The organism is Glutamicibacter sp. AOP5-A2-18 (genome assembly GCF_052446055.1).
Classification (GTDB): domain Bacteria; phylum Actinomycetota; class Actinomycetes; order Actinomycetales; family Micrococcaceae; genus Glutamicibacter.
On record NZ_JBQSVW010000001.1, the window covers coordinates 2,478,866 to 2,496,610 of the forward strand.

Genomic DNA, 17,745 nt, shown 5'->3' on the forward strand with positions numbered 1-17,745 from the left:
TCTTGCCACCGTTGACATGCAATTATTCGAGCCTAGCCTATTGCAGGGATCACATCACACTGCTAGAGTTTTGTGCTAAATGCATTTAGCACTCTCTTATTGAAGGATGGCAGCGTTGCCCGAAACCCAGCAGGTCGCGGTGAAGCGACCACAGCTACACTTCACAGCAAAGAAAAACTGGATCAATGATCCCAACGGTTTGTTCTTTGACGGAAAGCAATATCACCTGTACTTCCAACACAACCCCAATGGTGTTGGCCATGGCTACATGTCCTGGGGACATGCGGTAAGCACTGACCTAGTGAACTGGGAAGAACTGCCTATTGCCATCCTGCATGGCGACGTTGCTGACATCTTCTCTGGCTCCATCGTGGTGGACCATGACAACATCAGTGGCTTCGGCGACGGAACCATCCCACCGGTTATTGCCATCTACACCGCAGCAGCCAAGGACGAGACCAACCAGTCCCAAGCCATTGCCTATTCGCTGGACGGTGGCGCGACTTTCACCAAGTACGCACAGAACCCAGTCATTGACCGCGGTTCCAAAGACTTCCGTGACCCTAAAGTCTCCCGCTACGAATCTGCTGAAGGCTCCTACTGGGTCTTAGTAGCTGTAGAAGCGATTGAACGTCGCGTAGTGATCTACCGTTCCGAGAATTTGATTGATTGGACTGAGCTCTCCAGCTTCGGGCCAAAGGCAGCAGTCACTGGCATCTGGGAATGCCCGGATTTGTTCCAGCTTCCAGTTTCCGGAACTGACCAGCTCAAGTGGGTCATGATTGTTTCGCTGAACCCAGGCGGCATTGCTGGCGGTTCAGGTACCCAATACTTTGTTGGTGAATTTGACGGCACTACCTTCACCCCGGATCAAGACGTAGCCGCAGTAGAAGGCTTGGATTTTGAAGCACTGAGCGCTGCTAAATGGTTGGACTACGGACGCGACTTCTACGCCGGCGTCAGCTTCCACGGACTGCCAGTTGATCAGCAGACTCTGATTGCTTGGATGAGCAACTGGGATTATGCCCGTGATCCTCCTAATGATGGATGGCGCGGTTCGATGAGTACCGCTCGCACCCTGGACTTGGTCAAGGACGCTGAAGGTAACTTCGAGATCCGTCAGCAGATCCTTGGACTGCCAGTCACCGATGTTGTTTCTCAGTCAGTAACCGGCGCAGAGACTCGCATTGAGTTGGGTTCCCCGGCTCTGCTTGAACTGCACCTTGCAGGCAACGTCAGTGAATCAGCAAAGTTGTCGTTCTACCGGACTGACGAGAGCCTGATCAGTGAAATTACTGTCGAGTCTGCCTTGCTGACCCATGAGCGTACCGCGGGCCTAGTTGATCATGAACTCTACGCATCAACGCAGCGCATGCCACTGCCAGCAGGGCTGGCTGAAATCACGGTCCAGGTTCTGCTAGATCACGGTTCCATTGAAATCCTTGCTGCAGATGGACTTCGCTCGCTGACCGATCAGCTCACCGGTGAAGCTGCACCAGCCTATGGCGTACTGAAATTAGCCGGCGGAACCAATGCCTCGGTTGCCGTACTGCCGCTGGAAGAAATTGAAGCAGGTACCAACGCATGAGCCTGATTACCGTTCTTGGTGAATCACTTGTTGATGTTGTTGGCGAAACTGCACATCCAGGTGGATCTCCACTCAACGTTGCTGTTGGCCTGTCCCGTCTTGGGCGCAAGGTTCAGTTCCACACCGAATTTGGTCAGGACACCTATGGTGAGCAAATTGCTGAACATCTGAGCAATTCAGGTGTCCAGGTTGCACCGGGTTCAGTCACGGAACGTTCCACCTCGGTAGCTCAGGTAGAGATGGATGAGCACTCCAACGCTCATTACACTTTTGATATCCACCAGCAGATTCCTGCGGTGGACGCGGATGCACAGACCGCTTTGCTGCACACCGGATCCATCGCCGCATGGATTGAACCATCCGGCCAGTGCATTGTGGACGCATTTGAAAATGCATCTGCTGATTCCTTGCGTAGCTATGACCCGAACCTACGCCCGGATCTGGTGGAAGACCGAGAGGCTGCACTGAAGCGCATTGAATTGCTCATTAGTTTCAGCCACGTAGTGAAGCTCAGTGACGTGGATGGCCAGTGGCTTTACCCTGACCTAGAAGCGTGGGAAGTACTGGAACACGTAGCTAGCCTCGGTCCAGCATTGGCTGTCATGACGCAGGGTGGCGACGGGTGCTTGGCACTTGCTGCTGGCAAGCGCTATGACGTTGAGGCCTCCCCCACCAATCTCAAGGACACCATTGGTGCCGGAGACGCGTTTATGTCCGGACTACTCTATGGAGTACTTTCCCTTCCAGATCTCGTCAAAGCACTTCGTGACGGAACTGAACTGCAATCCGAAGACATTGAACAAGCTTTACGTGGTGCACTTACTTCTGCTGCACTGACAGTGGCACAGGCCGGAGCAAATCCCCCATGGCTTGAAGACTTCACTAACGCACTCACTCACTAATCTCGCTTTACATGCACACGAAAGAAACCAGGGCAAAGATGGCTGGCTTTACAACTTCTCTACGAAATCCGACATACCTCCAAAGTTCCTTCTCGATGCTGTTGTTCTTTGCATCCTGGGGTATCTGGTGGTCCTTCTTCCAAATCTGGCTCACCAGCGAAACGACTGGTCTAGCACTGACCGGTGCACAGGTCGGTACCGTGTACTCGGTAAACTCACTGGCCACATTGGTCCTCATGTTTGCTTACGGAGCTATTCAAGACCGTCTGGGTGTTAAGAAGCATCTGACCGTTGTACTGGCTGGAGTGACCGCACTGGTTGGACCATTCGTTACATGGGTCTACCAGCCGCTACTGCAGAGCAACTTCATGACCGGTGTCATCCTTGGCGCCATTGTGCTCTCCATTGGCTTCCTTGCTGGTGTGGGTCTGTTTGAAGCTTTGACTGAACGCTACAGCCGTCGTTTCGGTTTTGAATACGGTCAGGCACGCATGTGGGGATCCTTCGGCTACGCCGTAGTTGCCTTGGCAGCCGGCTTCCTGTTCACCATCAACCCAATGCTGAACTTCTGGATTGGTTCCGTACTTGGACTTGTACACCTGGCACTACTGTTGTTCTCACGCGCAAAGGGTGAGCCTGTGCCAAAGCGTCCGGTAGAGGGAATCATGTCCCCTGCCTCCACGCCTTCATTCCGTGAAATGCTTAGCCTGTTCCGTTTGCCTAGCCTGTGGCTAATCATCATCTTCGTGATGCTCTCATGGACCTTCTACACCGTCTTTGATCAGCAGATGTTCCCAGAGTTCTACACCGGACTCTTTGATGATCCTGCAACCGGTCAGCGCGTGTACGGAATCTTGAACTCAGTACAGGTCTTCTTTGAAGCTGCCATGTTGGGTATCGTCCCAATCATTATGCGTCGCGTGGGTGTGCGTGCTTCCCTGCTCATGGGCGTAGCCATCATGTTCGTTCGCATCTTGGGCTGTGCCCTGGTGGATGATCCACTATTGGTCTCGGCCATCAAGATGCTGCACGCAATCGAAACTCCGCTATTCATCTTGCCGGTGTTCCGTTACTTCACCTTACACTTCAACCCAGCACTGTCAGCCACCTTGTACCTGGTTGGCTTCCAGGTCTCGGCTCAGATTGGTAATGTCGTTCTGTCCACCCCACTGGGTGCACTACACGACCGCGTAGGCAACGAGCAGACCTTCATCACCATCGCCATTGTGGTACTGCTAGCCGGAGTCTACGGATTCTTTGCGCTGAAGAAAGATGATCAGCAAGTTGATGGTGACCCGTTCTTGCGTCACTCAAAAACTGCTGTTGATGCGTAACTAGATATAGCGCAGAAACGGGGCCGGTTGCTGTCGATTATTCGTCAGGAACCGGCCCCGCTTCACTCTGAGTCACCTGAAGAAAGACTCATCACTTTTTCAAATCTGTGATCGGGGCTTCCAGTATTACGCACCTACTCTTGAATCAGCACATAGCCACGACGTTTAGCCTCGAGAAGGTCCCGGTTCAATTGACGCTCAACTCTGACCGTCAAATCCGCTGGGACTAGACACTGGCCGCCACCGTTACGTCCATAACCAGTGGGTTTATCTGGCTCACAGCGCAATTCGGGTGGCACGCCGCGGGAAACTGTCACGCATAAAGGATGTGCATCTCCATGACGGCATTTAAAGATAACGCTTACGCGATGAATACTTTCCTGGTTCACAGTAGTTCCTGCCCTTGCGACGATGAAAACTTCGGACAGTAACACCGTAGATGTACCGACCGACAATTTAGATCAAAAGGTATGGCTGCGTGCAGAATAGCGCTTGAAGGTAATGCTGTTCCCGTGACCGGGTACCGCTCGATTCTTGCGACCTGGTATCTCAATTCCTGCTAGATGGTACTGCTGATGAGGTGAAATCTGTCCCGTTAGAACTCCATGCCGAACGAATCGGTGCAACCCGATGATGTGGCCATATGATCAACGGATAATGCATGCAACGCTGCATGGTTCCGCGGGGGCAGAACGTCTGTGAATTCCTGCGTGCTCAAACCCTTGGCCCGAGAGACTCTTCAGATCAATCCCCGGTTGGCCACCGGGATAACATCGCCACGCAACTATCTGAGAGGCACGGAGCTCCACGTGCACAAATGATCCGGGTGCGCACCATGTCCGCCTCCCACCCGGTCGAGCAAGGTTCTTCTTGACAGATCCAGAGCCAAAATCTCCCTGAACGATCCAACGTGGAGCATCACCAGTAGCTGGCAGTTCCCGGTTGGCAGAACGGTGGTTTCAAGTGGCAGGAATGGCAGTACTTTGAAGCGCGATTCTGCACTGCGATTGACGGAAGATTGATCTAGTTGCGAAGAAACTCTTCACCATACAACTCGCAACGCGAAGTACCGAATGAGCCGTGCAGAATCGTGCTTGGCGGTACTGCAATCCTGACCACCTGAAACAGCTGTTCTCGGGACCGGGTGCTGCACGTTTTCGGCACCGGTCCGCCGACGCTCGCTTTATCAATGAAACAGCTCGTGGTGGGACCGTCGCTGATTTGATGCTCTATCGGTCTCTAGAATGGAAGCAGCATCAAATCAAGGACGGTTTTTATCGCACTCCGGTGCAAATTGAAGAACTCGATTACGATGAAATGCGTGGCTCGTTACCCGATGTAGCTGCCCGTAAACTGGCGAGGTAAATCCTCGGACGGTTCGTCCCCACTGCCGTGTCATTCATTTATATTGCCCCACCTTACAAGCGGAATGGACGCTTGGAATACACCATAGCTAGTGAACTGATTTATATGTCCAACTCGTGAGGGGTATTTCAGGTCATGTGGCGACGTTGACTTCCTTATTGAGGTAGCGGAGTCAAATTCAGCTTGAGGCGGAAATTTCTAGTATCTCTGAACGGTCCTAGCTTCCCTGCTTGCTAAATACGGGTAGCGGGTACCTCTAGTCAGTGTAGATGATATCCGGATTCCGGCTAGGTGGTGTCATGTGATCCACCGTCTAAGAACTGATGAGTTTCAGTGTCTATGAAGTAACGAGATGTCACACACCAGGTCGCCGGACGTGCGTTACCAACAAACCCTATTTAGGAGCTATTCAAGTTTATCGAATTCTGATTACCGCCGGTGTACGCCTTGCGAGAGTAATCCTGGCATCCGTTATGCAAGAATCTTATACTTATTCCTGCGCTTTTCGAACGCTTCTTCTCCGCCATCAAGAATCTCACAAGCGTGCTCGCGAACTCCATATCGACCAAGAGCCGTCTGGCTCAATTTGTTGACCGTTTGAGTATGTTCAAGTGCACCTGAATAGTACTCAAACATTCGATTATCCGTGTTCCTTCTGTCATCTCCATGACGATTGGCAACGATCACTTGCTCAGAATCTGCCCCAATCACTAGGTTTGCGTTGTGACTCACCATAATGATCTGGCGTTCTTTCTTCCGATTCATGATGTATGGAACAATCACTTCGTAAATCGAACGACTGTCCAGATCATCTTCAGGTTGGTCAATCAGAAGAGGCCAAGGCTCCTGAGACTCATTTAGAATCAACGTTAGCGCGAACAGCGCCTGCTTTCCAGGGGTCATCGAAGACTTCGCGAATCCACCAATCCTGTCAGAGTCAAGCTCCGCCGAAAAACGAATTTCCTCAGTGATTGTCAAGACATCAGCAGCAACGACTTCTGGAACATAATTCTTGTTAAGTGCAACAGCGCCGCTACGGAGCGCAGAAAGGAATAGTGCGGGGTCTAACTGAGCCTTTTCATAGGAAACTACAGCCCCCCGGTTCTCAATGAATTCACTTACTTTACGCTGACTAAACCCAGCACTTACGTGTTTGACGATTTCGTCGAGCACTTCGGCTTCGACACCAAAAGATAGTCCTTCAAGCGTTCTCGGCTCAGCTGAAAAGGTCTCAAGCAGGCCAGACAAGGCGACTTTTCGATCTACGAGTGCTTGCTTGAGGGTCTCTATGCACACGTCTTGATCATGTGACAGTTTGAGCTGCGACTTCTCCGACGTTTCTATCTCGCCGAGCCGAGCAACCTGTTTTTTATGCTTTTCTACAATTTCCGACAGCTCGTCATTTGCATCGTGTTTTTGAATTAGATCCTTATCTGATTCTTTTATGGATTGACTACTCTTTTTAATTTCTTCACGCTCATTAACAAGACCTATGAGTGCCGCGCGGAGTTCTTCCTCAACTAGTTGAATGATTTGACGAGATGAATCGGACTTGATCTTAGCGATGCGGGCTGAAACCTTGGTCGGAACTTCAGAGTCGTTAGGGCGAACTGCAACAGATACTTGCACGGCATCCGCGACATTTACAGTTTTGGCGTTTTCAATATCATGTATCACATATGGGGATAGACGACCGATTTCATCATTGATTTCGTCGAGCCTTTTGGAATTTTCCCCTAGATTCTGCGCAATCTGCTGGTAAGTAGAAACTTCTTTATCTGACAGGTGGGCTCTAGATTTGATTTCGTTGATCTCGAGTTGGAGGCGGTCCCGCTCTGCAACAATCGCTACCTTATCTCCAAGGTCGGTAGCTTCTTGTTTAGCAGCATCAATTCGTTCCGCAAGCGAGAACCACGTTCCCACTTGGTTCTTCACTGTGCTATTTGCCAGAACAATCTTGTTGACAGCATTCTCATGTGAGATCCTAAGATCCGGATAAGCCCTAAACAACGCAGGTGAAATCTTCTTAGTAATTTCTTCAGGCTGCTCACTAAGCCGATAGAGGGAATTCTGAGGTATATAGATTGTTTTCCCAGCGGTAGTCCCTCCAGATGCCCATTCTACTTGGCAGGTCATATCAGCTACGTCATTCCAAGTAAAACCCGCGGCAGGTCCTGCATCCTTCGAGTCCTTAATTTTTTGAGCCTCAGTCTGAGTTGCTACCGTTCCTTCTGGGTCCACTGCGTAAGCAATATGCGCCAAAAGTGCGGACTTCCCTGAGGATCTACTACCGATTATTGAGCTGAGATTTTGGTTAAATACAATTTCACCTGGGAAATCTGCCGTACCGCTGAATGTGACTCTTGAAATAACCCTATAGGGTTCCTTCTGATCTGGTCTTACAGCATGCAGAATAACCCGTTCCGCAGGCTCGATGAGTGTCTGCAGAAGGCCAGAGTATGTAGGGTCTGCTTTTACCCAAGTAATGCTCCTACGCTGGCCTTCAGAAGTGTTTGCCTTGCCGAGGTTTGCTCGTAGGTCTTCAAAACTATGCGCATCGCATCCATCAAATACTGGCTTTGCAGCGACTTTTTCCGAAGTCTCAAGGCGATTCTTGTCCAGAAAATAGTTTTTTGAACCCGCATTCGAATAGAACGCGTCACAATATTTATCTATTTCGTCCGTCAGTAGGTTTTTACGCTTAATTCCTGAACCTCCAGGACGGATTCCGTCACCCTTGGCAGAAGCAATGACAACAAGATGCTCCTGACGAGATAACGGTGCAATTGCGAAATCCCCAAAGGTTGCTCTGATGGCATCGTCTATTGCGTCAAGGCTGACGGTTGCGCTTTGGTAGTCAGCAGAACTTTTCAAATCATCGCAATTTACTCGCGTTCTATCTCTGCCTTTGGTTCCAGCTGTCTGTAAGTTCGAAAGGAACTTATTCGCGACCTCGCGCGTAAAAATTTCCGGGTTGAAAATTATATGGAGGTTTACTGCTTGACCTTCCTTATTGAGCGAAACTGGGAGCCTAAGCTCTAAATTGGGGAGTAGAAGTTTATGATCGTCGCCGTACATGGCTAGGTACTTTTCTTGCACGGCAAAAAAGGCGTCAAACGAAAAATAATCAGTTATGCCAAGAACTGCCACGTCCGATTCGTTGACAATCCGACAAAATTCATCGATCAGAGTCGAACTATCGCTACCCCGATACTGGTCGCTCAGCTTTGTTCCTGGCGCGTGCATGTGCAAATCCCATTTACGCCATTCAGATCCACGTGGAGTTATCGACACTACTTTTCTCCTTTTGAAATTGTGTTAAGTCCAAAATATCTTTCGAAGAATTCCGTGAGCTTCTCGATCACACGTCGTTTCTTCTCCCCATGATTCTTTTCTTTCGAGAACCGCGACACGGGCGGCAAAATCTTCGTTACTTCTGTGCCGGCAGTACGCAGCACCCCATCAGTAAATGCCAGGTCAACGAATCCTAAGGTCTGATCACGCTTCAGGTTCTCCGAAACGATGATCTCTTCAAGCTCGCTCTCACGCTGCGCTTGAACGTATGCCTGCCATTCGTCCTGAACTGAACCATCCACAGACACCGAGTCAACAAAGTCTTCGATCAGGTCCTTCTTATTGCGGAGAGAAGGGCTAGAGTCGATTGCGCGTGAAATCCCTGCACGTAGCTCCTTATCGTCCCCATCACCGCGCTCTTCTCGATACTTCTGTACGAGCAACAGAATGTAGTCAACATTGACTTCGACCTGCTTGATCAGCTCAATCTCAAAGACAAGGTCGCTGGTAATTTGTTCCTTCTCGCCAGAGTCCTTTTTCTTACGCTCATTCCAAAGATCAAGATAGACCGACTGATAGTTTTGAGCCTGTCGTTCCGAAAGAATCTCGTTTCCAGTAAATTCGTCAAACGAGGTCAGGATGTTCTTCAGTCGCAAGATCTCGCTGTACAACTTGATGAACTCATTCTGCGCAGCTTCGCCCTCGATTATCTGTCCGGGAACGAACTTCTCCAGAAGGTCAGAGACTTTCTTCGCATACTCTTCATAGTATTCGCGGTACGGTTTGAGCAGCACAATGCCAGCTGCCTCCTTGTTGCCGAAGAGGGCAATCGCGTCGTTCGTTGCTTCTTCCAGATCCCGGAAGTTTACGATGTTCCCGTATGTCTTCACTGAGTTCAAGATGCGATTCGTTCGCGAATAGGCCTGTATCAGCCCGTGGGAGCGCAGGTTCTTATCCACCCACAGAGTGTTCATCGTGGTCGCATCAAAGCCGGTGAGGAACATGTTCACCACAATGACCATATCTAAATCACGGCTCTTGAGCCGTCGCGACAAGTCCTTGTAGTAGTTCTGGAAGCTATCCGAACTTGTATCGTAGCTCTGACCAAACATCTTGTTGTAGTCAGTAATTGCCGTTTCTAGGAATGAACGCGCATCCCCCGAAAGGTTTTCTGTCTCAAATCCTTCTTCATCTAACAATCCGACTTCGGAATCAGGATTCGGTGCGTAGGAGAAAATTGTAGCGATCTTCAGCCGACGGTCAGGCGTTAGCCCGGCTTGTTGGCGCTCGAACTCGTTGTAGTAGGTCCTGGCCGCTGAAATTGACGCTGTAGCAAAGAGAGAGTTAAACCCACGCACACGCTTCTCCCCCAGCGCATAACCAACGGATCTCTTCGTCTTCTGATCGAAGTGCTCCAAGATATACGAGGCCACTTGAGAGACGCGCACAGGTGACAGCAAGGCGTTCTCCGTGTCGATGGACGACACCTGCTTGTCTATGACGGAGCCGACCTTCATCGTATTCACGTAATCGATACGGAATGGAAGAACGTTCTGATCGGTGATCGCGTCTTTGATCGTATAGGTATGCAGCTTGTCCCCGAAGGCCTGTGCAGTCGTCTTTAACCGTGGGTTGCCACCAGTGCCGGAGTTCTCAGCGAAAATCGGTGTACCGGTAAACCCGAACAGGTTGTACCGCTTGAACGCCTTCGTAATGGCCGTGTGCATGTCACCAAACTGGGAGCGGTGGCACTCATCGAAAATCAGCACGATATGGCCGGAGTAGATCTCGTGGCCCTTATTCTTTGAGATAAAGTTTGAAAGCTTTTGAATCGTCGTAATGATGATCCGCTTTGACGGATCCTCCAACTGCCGTTTTAACACCGCCGTCGAATTATTCGAGTTCGCCGATCCCTTTTCGAACCGGTCGTACTCCTTCATCGTCTGGTAGTCCAGATCCTTGCGGTCAACGACGAAAAGTACCTTGTCCACGCTCGCCAGACGTGAGGCGAGTTGAGCTGCCTTGAAACTGGTTAGCGTCTTGCCAGAGCCAGTCGTGTGCCAGACGTAACCACCAGCTTCCTGAGAGCCCAGAGTCTTGTAGTTCGTGGAGATATCGATCTTCTGCAAGATCTTCTCGGTCGCCACGATCTGGTACGGCCGCATCACCAGGAGCAATCGGTCACTGGTCAGGACACAGTAACGGGTGAGGATATTCAACAAGGTGTGCTTAGCGAAGAACGTCTTGCCGAACGCCGTCAGATCAAGAATCGGCTTGTTCTGCGCATCAGCCCACCACGAAGTGAATTCGAAACTATTGGACGTCTTGGATTTCTTCTTCATACCCGTCGCATCGGCAATATGCTGACGGCGCGTGGTGTTCGAGTAATACTTTGTTTGCGTACCGTTGCTGATCACAAATAGCTGAACGTACTCGAATAGGCCCGAGCCGGCCCAGAAGCTATCTCGCTGGTATCGGTCGATCTGGTTGAAGGCTTCGCGAATCGGCACTCCGCGACGCTTCAACTCGATATGTACCATCGGCAAACCGTTGACTAGAACGGTCACGTCATACCGGTTGGAAAAGCTTGCCCCGCCTTCACCACGATCCACCGCATACTGGTTGATGACCTGCAAACGGTTGTTGTGAATATTCTGCTTATCCAGCAGGGTGATGTTCTTCGTCGTGCCGTCATCACGCGTCAACAGCTGTACATGGTCTTCTTGGATGCGTACCGTCTTTTCGACGATCCCGTCCCCGGTGCTAGCGACCCGTTCTTTGAAGAACCGTAGCCACTCATCGTCAGAAAAAGTGAAGCGATTCAGTACTTCAAGCTGGGCCCGAAGATTTGTGACGAGATGGTCTTCGCTCGTCAGCTCCACATACTCATAGGCTTGGCCTTCGAGTAGGCGAATAAGTTCACGTTCCAGCTGTGATTCCGACTGGTACGTCGTTTCTTTTGACGGGTCGGCATCATAAACCGAAACAACAGTGCTCTCGTTACTTACCGCGATGGTGTTGTACTTGCGTGCCTGTGCTTCGATCATTTCTCTGCCTCCTCCGTTAGTTGTATTAGCCATTGCTGTCGCAACGTATCGAGCGGCGGGCCGGACTGGCTGCTGACTTTCCAAGTCGTCCAACCGTTAGAGGATTGCAGTTCAAGGGCTTTTGCGGCTGCGGTACTCGGGGATCTATAGGAAACACCTCGAACGATAATCTCTCCGTCCGCGGTGACACTGCCTTCGGCCTCTTTACCTGCTTGGCTTAGGAATAAGGCATGGCCTGCTTGGAGCACACCGCTAGAAACCAAGTCAGCAACGGTCACCGTCTTATTCGGCTTGTTAGATGGCACTGGCGCAGATGAAGATTGCTCGTCTTCGGTCAGCGTTTGAGGATTACTCCGGCTGATATCCAGCCCAGCCAGGCGCAGGGCACCGAGGATGCTTTTCACGAACGCGTCCAGGGAGATCATCATGTGTTTTGGCAGTGTCTCGTCACCACTGGTTTGGCCTTCAATGACCGTGATCTGGTGCAGGGCATTTAGCTCTGCCGCGATACGTCCTTCCAGATACCCGATCTCGGCAGTGTTGAACCCGGCGGTGGTATCGCGCTTCACCGCAAGAGCCCGACGCCAAGGAAGTTTTTCCTTGTTGTTGTGCTGCTGCAAGCGGCCACGTAGTTTGCGTGCTTGCCCTACATACACTCGATTCGATCCGTCGGCTGTCATCAGGACATATACGCCAGGCGCGTCCCAATCGCTCGCGGGCAGAGACGTCCAGTGCTGACGGTCAAAGTACGCTACTCGCAGTGCATGCTCGACAAAGTCAGCAATGATCGGCGCTTCGGTATCCGAAGGTATCTGCACATTCACCGGGGTGGTACTCATGATGCAGGCTCCAACTCCTTGAAGGTAAGAAGTTTGTCGCGGTAGTACTCGTATTGCTGGCGACGAGCGGAAAGTTCGGCAGGCAGGCCAACTGAGAGATCATTTACGAGTTCATCAAATTTATCGAGAATTTCAACGATGCGTCGTTGTTCCTCAAGTGAAGGAACGGCAATTCGAGCTCGCCGAATATTTTCATTGTATAGACGTTTGATCATGTCACCGTCCGTACTCCATTTCACTACTCGATACCAGTAGCGGAGATAATCGTTGGTCACCAAGGATTCATCATGTTCAAGCCAAACGATATTGGAGTCTTGAAAGTATGCAGCCTCGCCACTATAAGAAATCACGCGCCCGATTGTTCCAGCAGCTGATATTAGGACGTCACCCTTATTCGGAAATGAATAGCGAGCGCGGTAATCGTCGTATCGTTCCCGCGAAATGAACGCATTTGGTTGGCCGCCGAACGTACCGATCTTAAAAAATGGGATTTCGCCGGTTGGCGTGGTCTCTGACTTAAAGATTCTCTTGCACATAGCTACCCGGCCAATATCGCCGAGGGACATCCACGTTACTTCACCGTCTTCTTGCGCAAGAAGCAACTTCAGATAGTGCTCATATTGTTGCTTCCGAGCTTCCAGCTCCGCTTCCAGCTCCGCTTCCAGCTCCGCTTCCATTTTACTGAAAGTATCAAGAATACGAACGATTTCACGCTGAATTTCCAACGGAGGAACAGGTACTTTGAACTCACGAATACGACTGTCAGGAATTGATGGGTAGTTTCCTTCGACTTGATTCGATTCAACATAACGACTGAAATTACCCGTGCCAAGAATATGAGCCAGAAAATTAGTCAGGATTACGTCGTTGTTCGGTCGCAATACACAATATCCGGTACTCGCGATCTGCTCATCGTATTCCTCCGGGATGACAGCCCAACGCATCTGAGTAGGACGAGTCGTAGCAAAGATAACATCGCCTGTTCGTACGACCTGACGAGCCCTGCTTGGTGCATCCGCGGCCGTGACAGAGACTGTTTCCCCGATTCGTCGGGTAACCCTGTCTACGGAAGATAGGTCAATGTACTTGAATGAAGCATCCGCGACGGAGGCCCACTTGATACCCGTACTCTTGCTCGTAATTTCGGCAAGCGGCCTAAAATCAACACCCTCAGGACAGTGTTCGGCAATCAACTCATCTATGCGGCTCACTTTGCGCCCTCCAGATCAGCCACAATCGCATCAATTGAAGTACGCAGCTCAGCCTGGCGGGCAACCATTTGCTCGATCCGCGCGTTCAGTTCGGTAATGTCGATGACTTCGCGAGTGTCCTCTGCCTCGACATACGACGACACCGCAATGTTGTAGTCATTCGCAGCGATAGCGCTGTTCTCAACCAAGGTTGCGAAGTGTTCCGAAGATTCACGCTTCGTGAACGCATCAAGCAAGGTCTGCTGGTTGTCTTCACTCAGCTTGTTCTTATTACCACCACGCACGAACTCAGCGGAACCATCAATGAACAAAACGTCATTGGTCTTCTTCGACTTCTTCAACACGATAATGCAGGTCGCGATAGTGGTCCCGAAGAACAAGTCGGCAGGAAGCTGAATCACCGTATCAACGTAATTGTTGTCGATCAGATACTTACGGATCTTTTGCTCAGCGCCGCCACGGTAAAGCACGCCAGGGAACTCAACAATCGCTGCGGTACCGTTTGTCGCCAACCAATGCAGCATATGCATCGTGAAAGCAAGGTCTGCCTTCGACTTAGGCGCCAGCACACCAGCCGGCGCATAACGTGGATCGTTGATCAAGATTGGGTTGGCATCGCCCTCCCACTTGATCGAATACGGTGGGTTAGAGACAATCGCTTCAAACGGCTCATCGTCCCAGTGATGTGGTTCTAGCAAGGTGTCGCCCAACGCTAGATCAAAATGCTCGTAGTTCACGTCGTGCAGGAACATGTTGATGCGGGCGAGGTTATAGGTGGTGAGATTGATTTCCTGCCCATAGAACCCGCCCACGTTCTCTTTGCCAAGTACCTTGGCAAACTTGAGCAGGAGTGAACCCGAACCAGCCGCTGGGTCATACACCTTGTTCACACGGGTCTTACCGACCGTGGTGATCTTTGCTAGCAGCTCAGAGACTTCCTGCGGGGTGTAATACTCGCCGCCAGATTTTCCGGCACTGGATGCGTACATCTGCATCAGGTACTCGTACGCGTCACCAAATAGGTCAATGGAGTTATCCGAGAACTTGCCACCCAGAGGGAGGTCACCGATCGCGTCCAGAAGCTTGACCATTTTGCCGTTGCGCTTCGACACGGTATTGCCGAGCTTACTACTGTTCACGTTCAGATCGTCGAAGAGGCCCTTGAGATCGTCTTCGCTGTCGGTACCGGTTGCTGATCCTTCAATATCGCGGAAAATACTCTCAAGTGTTTCATTCAGGTTCTCATCCTGAGGTGCACGCTTGCGCACGTTTTCAAACAGTTCAGATGGGCGAATGAAGAAGCCCTTTTCATTGACAATTTCTTCGCGAGCAAATTCAGCTTCTTCGTCAGAAAGCTGTGCGAAATCAAACTCAGCATCGCCAGACTCATGCTCACCCGTGTTGATGTAGCTGATGAGGTTCTCGGAGATAAATCGGTAGAAAAGTATGCCTAGGACGTATGACTTAAAGTCCCAGCCGTCCACCGAACCGCGAAGATCATTGGCCACTTGCCAGATTGTTTTGTGCAGTTCTGCTCGTTGCTGTTCCTTCACGGTGCCGACCATCGACTCTCTATTTTTGTCTTACTATTTCTCAATGATTCTTAAGAGAAACATTACCCCAGCGACCGGACGGTTTCATCAGGTCACATTTATATAGAGAATCTAATTCTTGGTATCAAACCATCGTCGTTCGCACTGCCACTCCACTGTCTTCCAGGGTTGAGCGAGACCACGACTACGTACTTCCAGGGTTGAGCGAGACCACGACTACGTAGCAATCCCACCTCACGCTGCCCAGAGCGACTCGACCAAGCGTGGAAACATGCGCCCGACACAATTGGATTGACCGTATTGTCCTTGAGGAATCTATTTGTGCCCTTTGCCCAAGGTCGGCAATCCCCCACTTACGATCCGAACAAACGGAACTTTTTCAGTAGATCCCTTGCCAATTCCTTTGTTCCCAGCCGAAAGTGACGCCGTCTGCCTGCGATTCTTTGCTTCGTTCTCCTCGTATCGTTTCAAAGGAGTGCCCTCAACGTTCCAGGCTCCGTCAACACTTTTGAGATTACTGCGTGCATTCGGTTCGCTTGAAATGCGGTGCCCACCTATGCTCTGAGAACCTTCAACGGGCCGTCGTCGCAGGGACTCTAGTAGTTCGGGCAACTTAGCCACCGAAATCATCGGTCCTTTTACAGGATCAGTAAACACTTGAACATGTTTGGCTGTGCACGCTGACTTTAGCTGTTCAATTGTCCTGCTCTCCAGCCTTGCTACAGTTCTTAGATAGATGGGAGACGCAGAACGAATCAGTTCATCTCTCAATACTTCGACATCGGTTTTGAGAACAAAGAGCCCGCCGTCAGCCGACACCATCACAATCTTGTTCTTTCGGCACAGCCACCTGAAGCGATCTTCCTCTATACAAAGCATCGCAACGGCGCGCTCTATCGGAGCGAAATCGTCCACTGAACTACGCCGCAATTGCTGACTGGTATCAGTTTTTGGGAATTGGAACTGAACTGATGCATGATCTGCCCCTGCCACCTGATGGACTTTCTTGGTTGCAGGCCTCGACGGCGCTGGCACGCGGAGGCCTTTCGGCTTCTTTGTCTTCGCTCTCCCGGAGGCCACATTACCTCCGAGCATCTTTGGAACGTCTCGGCCGATCTTTGGGTGACTTTCAACCGGTTTAGATTTTGGCCCACCATCGCCATTTATCGGGTTCGAAGCTGCAGAGAAATACAACATTCTTAGCTGACGACTACTTTCGTCATCCAAATGCGAGCTGACTCTTACCATCACGGCCTCCGAAGCGGACTTTCGAGGTGTCATTCTTAGTTGAATTTATCCAAGACCGTAGCACGAATGCACTACTGCCGGGATCCCTTTACGCATAACGATGACATTTTCAACGAACGGCGAAAACAACCTGTAAAGCCCTATGAGTAAACTATTTGCGCCTGGAAGCATGAAATTGTTGGCAACTACGGTCCTTCAAATCGTTCCTCGTCATCGCTCGAAGTGATTTCTCTACGACCATGGGCCTACTGAAAACAAACTTCGACGAGAAAATACGTGCGTCATTGCGCGTTCCTTTCTGCATCCGGTCTCCGCTTCGCTGCAGTACCGGTGAGGATCTTGATCTTTGGGGCTACGAAAAAGCCTGAGAATATTTGGTGGTTTGGTCAGAGAGACTGACGACGGATTGTTGGGCAATTGATCAAGTACGTCTGATCATCTCGTTCTGGCTCAAGCCCTAGGAGAACTCGAATGCCTGCGGCGCCAAGTTCATAGTGGGGCAAGGCAATCGTGGACAGCGTCGGACGTAAATGGGCAGCAATGACTTCTTGATTATCAAAACCAACAACGGCAATGTCATCCGGTATGCGCAGGCCGCGTTCTCGTAGCCCGTCATATAGGCCCATGGCCACTCGGTCATTGTGGCAAAACACTGCGCTCACACCGCTGTCAATAATTGCCGCCGTGACCTCGTACCCGCCTTCCTGCTCTGGAGCTGCAGGAAATACCAGATCCTCATCAAAGCTCAGACCGGCAGCTTCAAGCGCACCTCGGTAGCCGGCCAAACGGCCTGTTAACGCTGGTGAAGCAGTTGTCGTATTGATGAACGCAATCCGTTCATGCCCAGCGGCAATCAGTTCCTCGGTGGCGGATCTACCGCCCTGCACTTCATCTGGCACCACTGCCGGTAGTCCGCTGCCCGTGGAGAAGCAATCAACCAGGACTGTATCTGTTTGAAGAAGTGACGGTGGCACTTCGATTTCACGGTGGTACCAAGTGGAATACAAGATCCCCCGTACTTGGTGTTCAAGCATCATTGCGATGGCATCCTGCTCAGCGGCTTGGTTGCCATCGGTGTTGGCGACCAATAGAACGTATCCGTGTTTCCACGCTTCATCCTGAGCACCGTGGATGATCTGGCCTGCGAAAGGTGTGGTTGCAATTGCGTCCGCAACCAGTCCAATGAATCGTGAAGATCCTACCGAGAGGTTCTTGGCTAACGCGTTGGTACGGTAGCCCAACTTGGCAACGGCGTCATGGACGCGTTGTTTGGTTTCTTCACCAATCCGCGCCCCAGGCTTGTCATTGACTACGTGGGATACGGTGGCCACCGAAACACCTGCTTCCCGTGCGATATCTCGCAT

Annotated in this window: 11 protein-coding genes; 4 read left to right on the forward strand and 7 right to left on the reverse strand. The window is 51.0% G+C overall.

The window, feature by feature from the left end:
- Nucleotides 1–115: 115 nt before the first annotated feature.
- The 4 genes from ACT3RW_RS11885 (at nucleotide 116) to ACT3RW_RS11900 (ending at nucleotide 5,189) form a co-directional block, all read left to right on the forward strand.
- Complete coding sequence (locus ACT3RW_RS11885) at nucleotides 116–1,588, forward strand: glycoside hydrolase family 32 protein (RefSeq protein ID WP_444613900.1); 1,473 nt, start codon at nucleotides 116–118, stop codon at nucleotides 1,586–1,588.
- On the forward strand, nucleotides 1,585–2,490 hold the full coding sequence (locus ACT3RW_RS11890) for a carbohydrate kinase family protein (protein ID WP_444613901.1): 906 nt from the start codon (nucleotides 1,585–1,587) through the stop codon (nucleotides 2,488–2,490). The genes ACT3RW_RS11885 and ACT3RW_RS11890 overlap by 4 nt, the downstream gene beginning before the upstream one ends.
- 38 nt (nucleotides 2,491–2,528) lie before the next feature.
- The gene (locus ACT3RW_RS11895; RefSeq protein WP_444613902.1) at nucleotides 2,529–3,824 is read left to right on the forward strand and encodes an MFS transporter; all 1,296 of its coding nucleotides are present in this window, start codon (nucleotides 2,529–2,531) and stop codon (nucleotides 3,822–3,824) included.
- A 1,080-nt stretch (nucleotides 3,825–4,904) separates the two neighbouring features.
- Nucleotides 4,905–5,189, forward strand: a complete 285-nt coding sequence (locus ACT3RW_RS11900) for a hypothetical protein (protein ID WP_444613903.1) — start codon at nucleotides 4,905–4,907, stop codon at nucleotides 5,187–5,189.
- 471 nt (nucleotides 5,190–5,660) lie between these two features.
- Here the strand turns inward: ACT3RW_RS11900 and ACT3RW_RS11905 are convergent, their stop codons facing one another.
- From ACT3RW_RS11905 to ACT3RW_RS11935, 7 genes are all read right to left on the reverse strand, one after another.
- The gene (locus ACT3RW_RS11905; RefSeq protein WP_444613904.1) at nucleotides 5,661–8,483 is read right to left on the reverse strand and encodes a TrlF family AAA-like ATPase; all 2,823 of its coding nucleotides are present in this window, start codon (nucleotides 8,481–8,483) and stop codon (nucleotides 5,661–5,663) included.
- Nucleotides 8,483–11,530: a type I restriction endonuclease subunit R gene (locus ACT3RW_RS11910; RefSeq protein ID WP_444613905.1), complete on the reverse strand. Its 3,048-nt coding sequence runs from the start codon at nucleotides 11,528–11,530 to the stop codon at nucleotides 8,483–8,485. Before ACT3RW_RS11910 ends, ACT3RW_RS11905 begins: the two co-directional genes overlap by 1 nt.
- The gene (locus tag ACT3RW_RS11915; protein ID WP_444613906.1) at nucleotides 11,527–12,369 is read right to left on the reverse strand and encodes a restriction system modified-DNA reader domain-containing protein; all 843 of its coding nucleotides are present in this window, start codon (nucleotides 12,367–12,369) and stop codon (nucleotides 11,527–11,529) included. Before ACT3RW_RS11915 ends, ACT3RW_RS11910 begins: the two co-directional genes overlap by 4 nt.
- Nucleotides 12,366–13,580: a restriction endonuclease subunit S gene (locus ACT3RW_RS11920; protein WP_444613907.1), complete on the reverse strand. Its 1,215-nt coding sequence runs from the start codon at nucleotides 13,578–13,580 to the stop codon at nucleotides 12,366–12,368. Before ACT3RW_RS11920 ends, ACT3RW_RS11915 begins: the two co-directional genes overlap by 4 nt.
- Complete coding sequence (locus ACT3RW_RS11925) at nucleotides 13,577–15,145, reverse strand: type I restriction-modification system subunit M (RefSeq protein WP_444613908.1); 1,569 nt, start codon at nucleotides 15,143–15,145, stop codon at nucleotides 13,577–13,579. Before ACT3RW_RS11925 ends, ACT3RW_RS11920 begins: the two co-directional genes overlap by 4 nt.
- A gap of 303 nt (nucleotides 15,146–15,448) precedes the next feature.
- Nucleotides 15,449–16,126, reverse strand: coding sequence for a hypothetical protein (locus tag ACT3RW_RS11930; protein WP_444613909.1), 678 nt, complete (start codon nucleotides 16,124–16,126; stop codon nucleotides 15,449–15,451).
- Between the two features lie 641 nt (nucleotides 16,127–16,767).
- The gene (locus ACT3RW_RS11935; RefSeq protein WP_444613910.1) at nucleotides 16,768–17,745 is read right to left on the reverse strand and encodes a LacI family DNA-binding transcriptional regulator; all 978 of its coding nucleotides are present in this window, start codon (nucleotides 17,743–17,745) and stop codon (nucleotides 16,768–16,770) included.

Bases quoted from the DNA above. Each gene is read 5' to 3' on its own strand.
- ACT3RW_RS11925 (WP_444613908.1), bottom strand. From the start codon at position 15,145: ATGGTCGGCACCGTGAAGGAACAGCAACGAGCAGAACTGCACAAAACA.
- ACT3RW_RS11890 (WP_444613901.1), top strand. From the start codon at position 1,585: ATGAGCCTGATTACCGTTCTTGGTGAATCACTTGTTGATGTTGTTGGC.
- ACT3RW_RS11935 (WP_444613910.1), bottom strand. From the start codon at position 17,745: ATGCGAGATATCGCACGGGAAGCAGGTGTTTCGGTGGCCACCGTATCC.
- ACT3RW_RS11895 (WP_444613902.1), top strand. From the start codon at position 2,529: ATGGCTGGCTTTACAACTTCTCTACGAAATCCGACATACCTCCAAAGT.
- ACT3RW_RS11915 (WP_444613906.1), bottom strand. From the start codon at position 12,369: ATGAGTACCACCCCGGTGAATGTGCAGATACCTTCGGATACCGAAGCG.
- ACT3RW_RS11910 (WP_444613905.1), bottom strand. From the start codon at position 11,530: ATGATCGAAGCACAGGCACGCAAGTACAACACCATCGCGGTAAGTAAC.